Origin of the sequence: Polaromonas sp. (assembly GCF_035638815.1) — a bacterium.
Lineage (GTDB): Bacteria > Pseudomonadota > Gammaproteobacteria > Burkholderiales > Burkholderiaceae_C > Polaromonas.
Genome location: NZ_DASQZG010000019.1, coordinates 211,175 through 224,618 on the forward strand (window position 1 = coordinate 211,175; position 13,444 = coordinate 224,618).

15 protein-coding genes are annotated in these 13,444 nt (G+C 60.0%); 13 read left to right on the top strand and 2 right to left on the bottom strand.

The window, feature by feature from the left end:
* Position 1 precedes the first annotated feature (1 nt).
* Entirely contained in the window at positions 2 to 724 is a 723-nt protein-coding gene (locus tag VE934_RS13695) for a GntR family transcriptional regulator (RefSeq protein WP_324888403.1), read from the bottom strand.
* Positions 725 to 781: 57 nt separating this feature from the next.
* On the opposite strand from VE934_RS13695, the gene VE934_RS13700 reads away from it, so the two are divergent.
* The 4 genes from VE934_RS13700 to VE934_RS13715 are packed head-to-tail and all read left to right on the top strand — an operon-like array spanning position 782 to position 4,356.
* Entirely contained in the window at positions 782 to 2,212 is a 1,431-nt protein-coding gene (locus VE934_RS13700; protein WP_324888405.1) for a Rieske 2Fe-2S domain-containing protein, read from the top strand.
* Complete coding sequence (locus VE934_RS13705; RefSeq protein WP_324888407.1) at positions 2,209 to 3,693, top strand: glutamine synthetase family protein; 1,485 nt, start codon at positions 2,209 to 2,211, stop codon at positions 3,691 to 3,693. Before VE934_RS13700 ends, VE934_RS13705 begins: the two co-directional genes overlap by 4 nt.
* Before the next feature lie 12 nt (positions 3,694 to 3,705).
* Positions 3,706 to 4,029: a 2Fe-2S iron-sulfur cluster-binding protein gene (locus tag VE934_RS13710; RefSeq protein WP_324888409.1), complete on the top strand. Its 324-nt coding sequence runs from the start codon at positions 3,706 to 3,708 to the stop codon at positions 4,027 to 4,029.
* 24 nt (positions 4,030 to 4,053) lie between these two features.
* Positions 4,054 to 4,356 carry an antibiotic biosynthesis monooxygenase gene (locus tag VE934_RS13715; protein WP_324888411.1) on the top strand — a complete coding sequence of 101 codons (303 nt, stop codon included), beginning with the start codon at positions 4,054 to 4,056 and terminating at the stop codon, positions 4,354 to 4,356.
* Between the two features lie 3 nt (positions 4,357 to 4,359).
* Here the strand turns inward: VE934_RS13715 and VE934_RS13720 are convergent, their stop codons facing one another.
* The gene (locus VE934_RS13720; protein WP_324888413.1) at positions 4,360 to 4,800 is read right to left on the bottom strand and encodes a MarR family winged helix-turn-helix transcriptional regulator; all 441 of its coding nucleotides are present in this window, start codon (positions 4,798 to 4,800) and stop codon (positions 4,360 to 4,362) included.
* A 136-nt stretch (positions 4,801 to 4,936) separates the two neighbouring features.
* On the opposite strand from VE934_RS13720, the gene VE934_RS13725 reads away from it, so the two are divergent.
* From VE934_RS13725 to VE934_RS13765, 9 genes are all read left to right on the top strand, one after another.
* Positions 4,937 to 5,248, top strand: a complete 312-nt coding sequence (locus VE934_RS13725; RefSeq protein ID WP_324888415.1) for a hypothetical protein — start codon at positions 4,937 to 4,939, stop codon at positions 5,246 to 5,248.
* On the top strand, positions 5,248 to 6,267 hold the full coding sequence (locus tag VE934_RS13730; protein ID WP_414693848.1) for a Bug family tripartite tricarboxylate transporter substrate binding protein: 1,020 nt from the start codon (positions 5,248 to 5,250) through the stop codon (positions 6,265 to 6,267). Before VE934_RS13725 ends, VE934_RS13730 begins: the two co-directional genes overlap by 1 nt.
* A gap of 38 nt (positions 6,268 to 6,305) precedes the next feature.
* Entirely contained in the window at positions 6,306 to 7,670 is a 1,365-nt protein-coding gene (locus tag VE934_RS13735; protein WP_324888418.1) for an FAD-dependent oxidoreductase, read from the top strand.
* Positions 7,648 to 8,754 carry a gentisate 1,2-dioxygenase gene (gene gtdA / locus VE934_RS13740; RefSeq protein ID WP_414693849.1) on the top strand — a complete coding sequence of 369 codons (1,107 nt, stop codon included), beginning with the start codon at positions 7,648 to 7,650 and terminating at the stop codon, positions 8,752 to 8,754. The genes VE934_RS13735 and gtdA overlap by 23 nt, the downstream gene beginning before the upstream one ends.
* Positions 8,751 to 9,446 (top strand): fumarylacetoacetate hydrolase family protein, encoded by a 696-nt coding sequence (locus tag VE934_RS13745; protein WP_324888422.1) that lies wholly within the window; start codon positions 8,751 to 8,753, stop codon positions 9,444 to 9,446. Before gtdA ends, VE934_RS13745 begins: the two co-directional genes overlap by 4 nt.
* A 190-nt stretch (positions 9,447 to 9,636) precedes the next feature.
* Positions 9,637 to 10,125 (top strand): TRAP transporter small permease, encoded by a 489-nt coding sequence (locus VE934_RS13750; RefSeq protein WP_324888424.1) that lies wholly within the window; start codon positions 9,637 to 9,639, stop codon positions 10,123 to 10,125.
* Entirely contained in the window at positions 10,122 to 11,441 is a 1,320-nt protein-coding gene (locus VE934_RS13755; protein WP_324888426.1) for a TRAP transporter large permease, read from the top strand. The genes VE934_RS13750 and VE934_RS13755 overlap by 4 nt, the downstream gene beginning before the upstream one ends.
* A 71-nt stretch (positions 11,442 to 11,512) precedes the next feature.
* Positions 11,513 to 12,565 carry a TRAP transporter substrate-binding protein gene (locus tag VE934_RS13760; RefSeq protein ID WP_324888428.1) on the top strand — a complete coding sequence of 351 codons (1,053 nt, stop codon included), beginning with the start codon at positions 11,513 to 11,515 and terminating at the stop codon, positions 12,563 to 12,565.
* Between the two features lie 235 nt (positions 12,566 to 12,800).
* On the top strand, positions 12,801 to 13,346 hold the full coding sequence (locus tag VE934_RS13765) for an NUDIX hydrolase (RefSeq protein ID WP_324888430.1): 546 nt from the start codon (positions 12,801 to 12,803) through the stop codon (positions 13,344 to 13,346).
* Positions 13,347 to 13,444: the final 98 nt, after the last annotated feature.

The window sequence follows — 13,444 nt, forward strand, 5'->3', positions numbered from 1 at the left end:
GTCAACGCCCCACCACCAGCCGGATCGCGGGCATGACGCGCTCGGTTTCGGTCCGGCGTTCAAGTGCCATGCGCATGTTCATTTGCGCAACTTCCGTGTGCTCTGCAGCCAGAGCTTGCGCGCGCGCGCCCTCGCCCGCTTTGAGCGCGGCCACCAGCATGTGGTGCTGACGATGCGCATACAGCATCCAGTCACGGTCCTGCGCCACAGTGCCCTGCATGGGCAGCATGGCGGAGGCAGAGGCAAACGGGAGCTTGTCGTTGATTGCCACAGCGCGCTGCAGAGCGCGGTTGCCGCTGGCCTCCAGAAGCAGTGCATGGAAGCGGTCATTCATGCGGGCATAGGCCGCGTAACTCTCATAGGACAACGGGTTGTTTGCCAATGCTGCGTCGCCTTCGTCAAGACAGGCTTGCAGGTCCCCCTGCAACTGCCGCGACACACCATGCTCGGCCACCAGCCGCGCGGCCATGCCTTCAAGGTGCCCGCGCACCGCAATAGCGTCGGCCACCTCGCGCGGGGTGAACTGGCGCACCAGAAATTTGCCCGTGTCGTTGGCCTCGACCAAACCCTCCTGCTCCAGCGTCACCAGCGCCGCGCGCACGGGTGTACGTGAGGCCCCCAGGCGCTCGGCCAACTGCTGCTCGGCCAGTCGCTGGCCAGGCTCAAATTCGCCGCGCAAAATCAGGTCCCGCAGCTGGATCAACACCGTCTCTTGCAAGTTCATAAACGGAACTGTACACTGAATTTTAATTTCGGTATACCGTTTGCAAAGGCCGCGTACATGAATGCAGAACAGAACGAGCTAATCACCCGCGTCGGGCCCGGTACCCCTTGCGGCGCCTTGCTGCGCAGCTATTGGCAGCCCGCGGCGCTGGTCGATGAATTCAACGCAGAGCTGGACCCACGCATGAAGGACCGGCCAGCCAAGCCGGTACGCCTGCTGGGACAAGACCTGGTGCTGTTCAGGGACGCCAGCGGTGCCTGGGGTCTGCTGGACAGGGCTTGCCCACACCGTGGCGCCGATCTGGCCTTCGGCCGGGCCGAGGGCGACGGCCTGCGCTGCCCTTTTCACGGATGGAAATTTGACGTGCATGGCCAATGCCTGGAAACCCCGGCAGAGCCCGCAGGCAGCAAGCTCTGCGAACGGGTACGCCAGCGCAGCTACCCGGTACTAGAAAAATGCGGCGTTGTATTCGCCTGGCTGGGCCCTGAAGGATCGGTGCCACCGCCCTTCCCCGCCTTTGACTGCTTTACAGCGCCGGCGACACATACTTTTGCCTTCAAGGGCTTGTGGAATGCCAACTGGCTGCAGGCTTTTGAGGTGGGTATTGATCCGGCACACCCGTCCTTTTTGCATCGCTTTCTGCAGGACGAAGCGCTGGAGGCCATAGGCGACAACTCGGCAGGCAAACAATTTCGCAGCCCGAGCGCCGGCGACATGGACGGCCAGCAGTGGCCCATGACGCGCATCATGCGCGAGTTTGCGCAACCCGAAATCAGCTTTGACACCAAGCCCTGGGGCATGCAGCTCACCACGCTGCGGCCCATGAACGACAAACTGACCCACGTGCGTGTGACGCAATCCGTTTTTCCCGCAACCTTTGTGATTCCGCTGTCCGAAACCATGACCATCACCCAGATGCATCTGCCGGTGGACGACACCCACACGTATTGGTATTCGTTTTTCACCAGCTTTGCCGGGCCACTGGACAAAGAAGCCATGCGCGCGCAGCGCCAGCAGTTCATCACCCTGCCCGACTACGTACCCAAGGCTGGCCAGCACAACCACTGGGGATTCAACGCGCGCGAACAGCTGACCACCACCTACCTCGGCATGGGCGAGGAGGACATCAATGTCCACGACCAGTGGGCGGTGGAAAGCATGGGCGCCATCCAGGACCGCACGAAGGAGCATTTGGGCACGAGCGACAAAGTCATCATGGCCAACCGGCGAGAGTTGATCAAGGCGATTGCCGCCGTGCAGGCGGGCGGCGTAGCGCCTGGTATTGCAGATGCGGCGCAGGTTGAGCTGATGCGTGGACCTGACACGGTGGACGGTATTGCGCCGGCCGGCGAGTGGTCCGATTGGTGGCAGGAACAGGCGCGTGCCAAGCGCGGTGGCGCGCCCTGGATCGCAAACTCCGTTCGCACTGAGCATGTCGACGTGCTACCAACGGCTTCGACAAGCTCAGCCCGAACGGAAATCAAATGAATCATTTCGCCGCGCAATGCGGCGTTCATGATGAGGCCCGCCAGCGCGGGCTGATTCACACTGAGAAATTGATCGCCGCGAGCGGTGTCGAACTGGTGCGCTTTGCATGGTGTGACCTGCACGGCAACCTTCGCGGCAAAACACTGGTCGCCTCAGCCGCCGCCAATGCCATGCTGGACGGCGTGGGGCTGGTCAGCACCTTGCTGCTTAAAGACACATCGGATCGCACAGCCTTTAAGGTTTTCGAGGCGGGCGGTACGCCAGACCTCCCCGGCTTTGAGTTCGCCAGCAACCTGATGCTGCTGGCCGACCCCGCAAGCTACAGGCAGTTGCCGTGGGCACGGGCCACGGGCTGGGTACAAGGTCAAACCTGGACGCAGGATGGCGGCGCTGTCGAGCTGGATACGCGGCGCATCTTGCAAGCCGCACTTGCAAAGCTCGCACAAGCAGGCTTTGGCATGAAGTGTGGTCTGGAAATTGAATTTCACATCTATCGCATCACGGGTGATGGCGCTGCAGACGCGCTTGACCCCGAACAGGCTGACTGGCCCGGGCCTGCGCCCAAGGTGGTCATGATTCACCCGGGCTACCAGTTGCTGTCAGAGACATGGGCCGACATGGCCGAAGAGCCGTTGCGCATTGTGCAGCACACTGCGCAGGCGCTGGGGCTGCCCTTGCATTCGCTAGAGATCGAATTTGGCCCCAGCCAGGTTGAGGCTGTTTTTGAAGCGACCGATGCGCTCACGGCTGCCGACAACATGGTGCTGTTTCGCAGCGCGGTCAAGCAGGCGCTGCGCCGCGCCGGCTACCACGCCAGTTTTATGTGCCGGCCACCGTTTCCCAACATCATGTCCAGCGGCTGGCATTTGCACCAGTCGCTGGTCGATTTGCAAACGGGCGCCAACCTGTTTATGCGGGACACACCGGCGCCCGGCTCGCAGCCCTCTGACGCTCAATACACGCTGTCCGCACTGGGCGAGCATTTTTTGGCCGGCCTGCTGGCGCATGCCGAGGGCATGACCGTGTTTTGCACCCCCACCATTAACGGCTTTGGTCGCTTCCAGCCCAACGCTCTGGCGCCGCAGTCGGTTCTGTGGGGGCGCGATAACCGGGGCGCCATGCTGCGCGTGGTGGGCCAGTGCCAGGACAAGGCCACACGTATTGAAAACCGCATCGGGGAGCCCGCTGCCAATCCCTATCTGTATCTTGCATCGCAAATTTATGCCGGGCTGGACGGTCTTCAACGTGAATTAACAGCGCCCAAAGCCACAGATGCGCCCTATGGCGATGCAGGTGTCAAAATCCCGTCAAACCTGGGCGATGCGCTGCGCGCCTTGCAGGCCGACCAGACGCTCGTCAACGCTTTCGGCAGCACGTTTATCAACTACCTCTCACGCATCAAACAGTCTGAACTTACCCGCTACGAGCAGGCTGCCGACCAACATGAGTGGCAGCGCCGCGAATATTTCAGCCGCCTTTAACTGGTGAACCAGATGATTACTATCAATTTCATAGCTGCCAACGGCGACGTACAAAGGGCAGAAGGCAGAATCGGCAAAAGCTTGATGGAAGCAGCCGTGGCCAGTGGCATTGAAGGCATTGCTGCAGACTGTGGCGGCCTGATGACCTGCGCCACCTGCCATGTGTTTGTACGCGAGCCCTTTTCCAGCCTGCTGCCACCGGCCGATGGCGAGGAGCAAAGCATGCTGGCCTTTACCGCAACGCCCAAATCGCCGAGCAGCCGGTTAAGCTGCCAGATCAAATTGAGTACGGCTCTTGATGGTTTGACGGTAGAGTTACCCGCCAGCCAGTACTGAAAATCCCTCTCCGAAAGACACCTCATGATTCTCGAACTAGCGGATATTCGCATCCCTCCCGGCCAGCAGGCCGCTTTTGAAGAAGCCATCGAACGCGGCCTCGCCACCGTCATCGCCAACTCCAAAGGGTTTCAGGGCTTCAAGGTCAACAAGGGCGTGGAAAACCCCGAGCGCTACATCCTGCAGATCTTCTGGGAAACGCTGGAGGACCACACGGTTGGTTTTCGGGAGTCCCCCGCTTTTGCGCAGTGGCGCGCCATCGTGGGACCATTTTTCGCGAGCCCGCCGGTGGTGGAGCACTTCACCCTCGTGGCCAAATCGCCCTGAGGCCTATCCAGCGTCTTCGTGCCCCGAAATCAGCTTGCCCAGCAATGCGGCGAGCTGCTTCCGCTCACTGGCTTCAAGAGGCGCCAGCAGGCGTGACTGCACCTTGCTGACAGAGCGCTTCATTTGCAGGGCAACTGCCTCGCCCTCGGCGGTCACCCACAACAGCTTGCGCCGCTTGTCCTGAGGGTCGGCCTCGCGCCGTACCCAGCCCTTCGCTTCGAGCCGACCAATCACCGAACCCGACGTTGCGGCATCAAATGCCACCCGCCCTGCCAGCGTGATCTGGTCCTCGCCCGGGTCGTCCATGAGCGCGTTGAGAATGGCAAACTGCACCGGCGTGACGTCAAAACCCGCTGTCTCGTCCATGAAGATGGCCACGGCCAGCTGGTGCGCCCGGCGGATCTGGTGCCCGGGGGCGTCAACAAAGTTATAACTTTTTGCCATGGCGGGAGTTTAGAGCCTGCCCACCGCTCGGGGTATCTACCATGCGGACCGAAAGATGGGGGTGCTCTGCGACCGCGAACCCGTCAAAAACTAGACTGACCGGCGCGTCACGCTGCTGGGAGACGCCGCCCACCCGATGGTGCAATACCTGGCCCAAGGCTCGGGACAGGCCATAGAAGATGCCGTGGTGCTGCGCGAAGCTTTGCGCCATACGCACGGTGATGTGGCAGCGGCATTTCAAAAATACCAGCAAGCCCGCTACCTGCGTACCGCGAGGGTGCAACTAACCTCGCGCTTTTACGGCGACATCTACCATGCTGCGGGCGTGCAGCGGGAGTTGCGTAACCAGCTGTTCTGGAGCGGCAACGAAGCCCCGGCTTTACCGGTTTGCAGTGGGTGTACGACGGAATCGAACCTTCAAAACTGTTCAAATAGGGTTTTGAAATAATGGAGATCCGGATGAAAGCCCTCGCTTACGCTACGCTTTTCATAGCAAGCCTCGCCCTGCCCACCCTGGGAAGTGCTCAAAATTCCCCAAAAAAATCCTCAAAAGACGAAGCCGCCCCTGCCTCTGCGGCGTGGCCGACTCGCGCCGTCAAAATTCTGGTGGGTTTTCCGGGCGGCTCAACGCCCGATATGGCTGCACGCACACTGGCTGAGCCCTTGTCCCGCGTGCTGGGCCAGCCGGTGATTATTGAAAACAGGCCCGGAGCCTCCGGCAACATTGCGGCAGATCTGGTGGCCAAGGCCACGGACGACCACACCCTGGGCGTGGTGATCAATGGCAACCTCACTTCGGCAAAACTTCTTTACTCCAAGCTTCCTTACGACCCCGCCAAGGACTTCACACCCATCTCCCTGTTGACCACGGCACCCCTGGTGCTGGTCGCCCCTGCGAACCAGCCCTCAGGCAGTGACTTTTTTGTGGCTGCCCGCAATGGTGGCGACAAATGGAACTACGGCTCGGTGGGCAACGGTTCCGTCGGCCATCTGGGTATGGAACTGCTGAAGACAACTGCCGGCAAGCTGGAAGCCGTGCACGTTCCTTATCAGGGCAATCCGCAAGTGGTGACCGCCTTACTCGGCGGCCAGATCCAGATGGCGTTGGTGCCCCCGGGCATTGCTCTCCCCCAGGTTCGCGCGGGCAAACTCAAAGCCATCGGATTAACCAGCGGGCGCAGCGCCCTGGCCACAGAAATCGCCCCGCTTGCTGATGCAGGCATTCGCGATTTCAACCTCGAAGTGTGGACCGCGCTCGTAGGCCCCGCCTCCTTGTCCAAAGCAGCACAAGCGCGTTTGAGCCAGGAAGTCTCGAAAATTATTCGCGAGGCCGATACCCGGCAAAAACTGTTCAACCAGGGATGGCAGGCTGTGGGCACTTCCCCCGAAGGCCTGTTGAGCCGCATCCGGACCGAAACCGCTGCCATGGCCAGCATCATCGCCATGCGTGGCATCAAGGTGGAATGACTGCAAAAGAGCTCACCGCGCCTCCCTGACCCACCCTAATGGCCGCCCCTTCCAGCATGGACACCATCACCGAGCCGGCGCGCACACTGCCCGTTTACGGCGAGTTCGACGTGGTGGTGGTGGGCGGTGGGCCTGCCGGACTGGCGGCCAGCGTGAGTGCGGTCAGACGCGGCGCACGAACCCTGCTGGTGGAGCGTTACGGCTTTCTGGGCGGCATGGGGACCGCAGGCGGCGTCACCAACTTTGCCGGCTTGTACGGGCGAAGGAACGGCGAGATGCGGCAAGTGGTGCACGGGGTGGTGGATGACCTGCTGGACCGGATTGATGCGCTGGGTGGGCTGAACGATCCGCAAGACGGCATGCAGGGACGCATACGGGTTCGCTCGTATGACGTTTCTGCCTACAAATGCGCTGCGGACCAGTTGCTGCTCGCCAGCGGCGTGCAGATGCTGTTTCATGCCTGGGCCGCGGCAGTGGTGATGGAAGGTCCTCGCATTGCCGCCCTCGTGGTTGAAACCAAATCCGGAAGACAGGCGATACGGGCGGATAAATTCATCGACTGTTCGGGCGATGCTGACGTGGCGCATTTTGCCGGCGTGCCGTTTGAGCTGGGCGATGGTCACGGCAGCGCATTGTTTCCGACGACGATGTTTCGTGTGGGCCATGTAGAGGCCGCTCGGGCAATGGCGGCAGTGGGCGAGTTTTCAGCCATCAACAAGCTGATGGACGAAACCCAGGCGCAGCATCCCGGCCGCTACAACTTTCCGCGCAAGGGCGCGATTGTCAGGCCGCAAAAAAACCCCAGTGAATGGCGTGTCAACGTCACGCAGATCCGCAATACGCAGGGACAAGCGATGGATGCGACCGATGCACGCCAGCTCAGCGAAGGTGAGCAGGAGGGACGCAGGCAAATCGGCGAATACTTTCGTTTTTTGAAAAACGAAGTCCCCGGATTTGAGCAGGCTGCCATTGTTGACATTGCCGCGCAGGTTGGCATTCGTGAAACGCGCCGCATTTGCGGCGCCTACAGCTTGAGCGGAGAGGACATCTTGTCGTCCGCACGCTTTGAGGACGTGATCGGCATCAACGCCTGGCCCATGGAGATGCATGTCGACGGTGAGATCGTCTGGCGCTTTCCGCGTGACGATGCCCGGGCTTTCAACGACCTGCCCTGGCGCATGCTGGTGGCCAAAGAAGTCGACAACCTTTTGGTGGCTGGCCGCTGCGCTTCGATGTCGCACGAAGGCCAGTCAGCGGCTCGCGCCAGCGGCGGCTGTTTTGTCATGGGCCAGGCTGCCGGTACCGCCGCCGCATTGCTGGACGCCGGCGCTGCTTTTTCCGCCACAGACGTTGACCGCTTGCAACAATGCCTGAAGCAGGATGGAGCTTGTTTTGAGCGCTGACAATTCCATCAAGTCGAAAGGCACGCCGCCGTCATCCGACGGCGAACGCAAGGCCTTTTATGAGGCGATTCGCAAGCAGCACATGACGCCTTTGTGGGAAGTGCTGCACGCGCTGGTACCGCAGCAACCTGCCACGCCTTGCGTCGCTGCCTTGTGGCGATATGCCGATGTACGCCCCTACCTCATGCAATCGGGTGAGCTGATTAGCGCTGAAGAAGCGGTACGGCGGGTGTTGATCCTGGAGAACCCCGCCCTGCCCGGTCAGTCCTGCATCACACAATCTTTGTATGCCGGGCTGCAGTTAATTCTGCCGGGCGAAATCGCGCCCAGCCACCGGCACACCCAAACCGCCTTGCGGTTTGTTGTGGAGGGACGCGGCGCCTATACGGCAGTTGATGGTGAACGCGCTGTAATGTCGCCAGGCGACTTCATCATCACCCCCAGTTGGACCTGGCATGACCACGGCCATCAATGCGCGCTGGAGAACGCCGAACCGGTGGTGTGGCTCGACGGCCTGGATATTCCCATGCTCCGCTTTTTTGATGCGGGTTTTGCGGAAAACCACAGCGAGCGGGTTCAGCCCATCATGCGGACTGAAGGCACCAGTTACCAACGCTACGGTGCCAACATGCTGCCGGTTCGCTACAACGCTCCGTTTGGACAGACCTCGCCCATCTTCAGCTACCCCTACGACAGAACACGTGAGGCCTTACATGTGCTTGAACGCCAGGCGCCTGTTGACGAATGGGATGGCGTCAAGCTGAAGTATGTGAACCCTGCCACCGGCGGCTCACCCATGCCCACCATGGCCACATTCATGCAGAGGCTGCCCGCCGGTTTTTCGGGCCGTCCCTGGCGTCAGACCGATGGGGCTGTTTACAGCGTGGTTGAAGGCACCGGCAGCGTTGTCATCACCCGTGCTGGGCAGGAACAGGTTCTTGAGTTTGGCCCGCGAGACCATTTTGTTGTTCCGTCATGGCACACAGCGCGCTTGCTTTCAACGCAAGGATGTGTGTTGTTCAGTTTTTCAGATCGCCCGGTGCATCAGGCCCTGGGCATACACAAAGAAGAGAGATTGTCATGAGCTTTGTATTTCCACCGCCTGCCACGGTGTCCGTTCCCGTTGTTGGAAAGGCAGAACGATTTCCGGTGCACCGTGTCTATTGCGTGGGCCGCAACTATGAGGAGCACGCGAAAGAGATGGGCTTTACCGGCCGCGAGCCACCGTTCTTCTTTCTCAAACCTGCCGACGCTGTGGTGGTGGTTGAAGCCGGCCAGACAGGAAGCATCCTGTACCCCAGCCTGACCAAAAACCTGCACCATGAGATTGAACTCGTCGTTGCCATCGGTACTGGCGGCAAAAACATCAAGGCGGCAGACGCACACAAACACATTTACGGTTATGCCGTTGGCCTGGACATGACGCGACGCGACCTGCAGGGTGAAATGAAAAAGCAGGGCCGCCCCTGGTGCATTGGCAAGGCTTTTGACCAATCTGCCCCCATCGGACCCATCACACCAGCCGCGAATGCAGGAGACATTGCCAATGCAGAGCTGTACCTGCAAGTGGGCGGGCAAGATCGCCAGCGCAGCAATGTTGCCAAACTAATCTGGAACATTGCCGAAACCATTGAGCACCTGTCCGCTGCCTGGGAGCTGCAACCCGGCGACTTGATCTACACCGGAACACCTGAAGGTGTAGGGGCAGTCGTCGCTGGCGACACCATGGTTGGCGAGGTCAAAGGGCTGGGAACACTGACCGTCAGGGTGGTCTGACGCCTCTGGGTGTTTGCACGTTTTGCGCACACCCGCTCCGATAATCGCGCAAATACCCTTTCAGCTCCGGGTAAGCCGCCTGCACGCGCGTCAGGGGCACCCGGATAATCGGCCGCAAGCTGTCAACCTGCCGGCTTGATTTTGCTACACCGTGGGGCCATGACGTTGCCACTTTTTCCGGAGACGCTGCTTGAAAATCCTTGAGAACCTGGCAAAACTTTGCGCCATCATTGCTGGCGTACTGTTGACCGTTATCACCCTGATGACCTGTGCCAGCCTGATAGGCAGAAACACCACTGGCGACTCCATCGTCGGCGCTTTCGAGCTGACGGGCGTCGCGGCCGGCGCGGCCATTGCACTGTTCATGCCTCTGTGCCAGGTACGCCGTGGCAACATCATTGTTGACTTCTTCACCGCCAGAATGAGCGCCGCAATCAACGACAAACTGGACCGCTTCGGCACGCTGTTGCTGGTAGTCATCTTCGGCTTGCTGGCCTGGCGAACCACCCTGGGTGGGCTCAACGTTTATTCCGCCAACTCTGAAACCCAGATCATGGGTTTTCCGGAGTGGGTGGTTTATGCGGCGATGGTGCCGCCGTTTGTGCTGACCGGGCTGATCGCCTTGCATCAAACCGTTTTTGGTTTTGCCGCTCCTGAAGCCGGAGAAGCCGCCATATGAGCTCACTGAGTTTGACGCTGCTGATCTTCGGCAGCATGTTGGCCCTGATGGCCTTGCGGGTGCCCATTGCGGTGAGCATGTTTGCTGCGGGCAGCATTGGTTATGTCACGCAAACCGGGTGGCCACCGTTTGCCAGCTTTCTCAACACGCAGGCCTTCGCCCGTTTTGCCGGCTACGACCTGTCGGTGATTCCGCTGTTTATCCTGATGGGTCACTTCGCCACCAAAGGCGGCATCAGCAAATCGCTGTTCGAATTTGCTGCCGGTGTCATGGGTCGCTTTCGTGGCGGGCTCGCCATGGCGTCGCTGCTTGCCTGCGCCGCTTTTGGCGCCATCAGTGGCTCGTCGGTGGCGACCGCCGCCACCATCACGGGCGTCGCCTTGCCCGAAATGCAGCGTCATGGCTACTCGGGGCGCCTGGCCACCGGGACGCTTGCCGCTGGTGGCACATTGGGCATCCAGTTGCCACCGTCCATTGTGCTGGTCATCTACGCCATTTTGACCGAGCAAAACATCAGCAAGCTGTTTGCGGCGGCCATCATTCCCGGCATCATCGCCATGTGCGGCTACATGATTGCCGTGGCGATTTATGTGCGTGTGGTGCCCGGCCATGCGCCTGAGGTCGAAGAGCACCGCGAAGGCCTGACCCTGCGTTCCATCGCCGGTGTTGCGCCCATCGTTGTTATTTTTGGGTTGGTGTTTGGCGGCATTTATGGCGGATTTTTCACCCCCACCGAAGGCGCCGCCGTCGGAGCTGCATCGACTTTTCTGACCGCCCTGCTCAAGGGAGAGATGACCCTGGCAAAGTTCAAGGCGTGCTTCTATGGGACGGCGGTGAGCGCTGCCATGATTTTTCTGATTTTTATTGGCGCTGACCTGATGAACTCCGCGCTCGCCCTGACGCAGGTTCCCAATCAGTTGGCAGCGGTGGTCGGCAGTTGGGGGCTTTCCCCACTGGTTGTGGTGGTCGCCATTCTGCTGTTTTACGTGCTTTTAGGTGCGGTCATGGATGAGCTCTCCATGCTGCTGCTGACCATCCCGATCTTCTTCCCGATGGTGATGTCGCTTGACTTCGGCATGGCCAAAGAGTCTGTCGCTATCTGGTTCGGCATCATGGTGCTCATGACTGTGGGGTTTGGGCTGATTGCGCCTCCCGTTGGGCTGAACGTTTACATCGTCAATGGTTTGGCGAAAAACGTGCCCATGGGCGAAACCTACCGGGGTGTGATGCCCTTTTTGATCAGCGACGTTTTCCGGACCCTGCTTTTCCTGTTTTTCCCCATCATCCCCTTGTGGCTGGTGGGCTTTATCAAGTAGGTCTTCGGGTAAGCACTGAAAACCGCAAGCCGCCTTTACCGTTACCTTCAATACACAGGAGACTTTTCACCATGATCCAACGTCGCACAATTCTGAAATCTGGCGCCGCAGTCGCGCTGGGCGCCCCTGCCCTCAGCGGGCTCGCGCAACAAGCAGTCACCCTCAAGTTCCACACCTTCATGTCGCCCCAGTCCAATGTCTGGCTGTCCATGCACAAGCCCTGGATGGACAAGGTTGAAAAAGAGTCCGGTGGCCGCATCAAGTTCGAAGGTTATCCGGCGATGCAATTGGGCGGCACACCCGTGCAACTCTACGACCAGGCAAAGGACGGCGTGGTCGACATGGTCTGGACCCTCCCCGGCAACACGGCGGGCCGTTTCCCGCGGGTTGAAGTGTTTGAGCTCCCCTTCATGATGTCCAACGCCGAAGCCACCTCCAAAGCCTATTGGGAGTACGTGCAGACCATGGCACCGGACGAGTTCAAGGACACGCAGGTCATTGCTCTGCAGGTGCACGGACCGGGGGTGATCCACACCGTGGACAAGCCCATCAAGTCCATCGCCGACATGCGCGGCCTCAAGTTGCGCGGCCCAACCCGTCAGGTCACCAAACTGATGGGCGTGCTGGGCGCCACGCCAGTCGGCATGCCACTGCCACAAATCCCTGATGCGCTCAGCAAGGGCACGATCAATGGTTGCGTCATCCCCTGGGAAGTGGTGCCGTCAGTCAAGGTCAACGAGCTCACCAAATTCCACGCGGAGTTTGATCCCGCCGGTGGCAGCCTGTACACCACCACATTTGTGATGGCGATGAACAAAGCCAAGTACAACTCACTTGCGCCCGACCTGAAAAAAGTCATTGACAACAACTCCGGCATGGCGACATCCGCCTGGCTCGGAAAAACGCAACAGGGCAACGACGGCATTGGCCGCAAATCTGCCAGCGACCGCGGCAACACGATCTACACGGTCAGCCCCGTCGAGGCGCAGGAATTCCGCCGGAAATCCCGAGCGGTCGAGGTGGAGTGGGTCGAAGACATGAACAAAAAAGGCTTCGACGGCAAAAAGCTGCTGGACACCGCCCGGAGCCTGATCGAGAAACACAGCAAGACCACCAAAGCCTGACCTCGCTCCAGCGCGCGAACCAAGCACCAAACCGGGCTCTGGCCCGGTTTTTTTATGGAGAAACGGCATGCTGTCCAGAAAGGACGGGGGAAGTCAGCTATGAATTTGATAGCAGCGTGCGCTGTCATGCCAAACCGCAGCGCACAGTGTTTCATGGTGGAGAGCAAGGGTGCAAAGGTGATTCCCGGGGGCCATGGAAAGAGGCCCTTTTTTTATTTCAATTTACACTTGGTCCATGCACCGCAGCCCGATCAAACACTGCAAGAACTGCGGCACCGCTGTCGCTTACAAAGTCCCTGACGATGGCGACACGAAGGAGCGGGCAGTCTGCCCGGCCTGCAACACCATCCACTACGAAAATCCGCTGAATGTGGTCGGCACCGTACCGCACTGGGGGGATCGCGTTTTGCTTTGCAAACGCAACATTGAACCGCGCTGGGGCAAATGGACCTTGCCTGCGGGCTTCATGGAACTCGACGAAACCACATTGCAGGGTGCTGCACGCGAGACTGACGAAGAAGCCGGCGCCCAGTTTGAGATGCAGGAGCTTTTCAGTTTGCTCAATGTGGAACGTGTGGGCCAAGTCCACCTGTTTTACCGTGCCCGCCTGCTCAGCGACCAGTTCAAGCCGGGCCATGAAACGATTGAGGCCAGACTTTTCACCGAGGCCGAAATCCCCTGGGATGAGCTGGCCTTCAAGACGGTAAAGGAGACGCTGAGCTGCTACTTTGCGGACCGCCGCAAGGGCACTTACGGCGTTCATGTGATGGACATCACGTGAGCTGATTGCGAGCGCGCCTTCTCCTTCTGTTTCCGGCGCCATCACCCTTGACCAGCGGGCGCTTAACCCGCCACCCTTGCGCGGCGTTGTTTACGCCC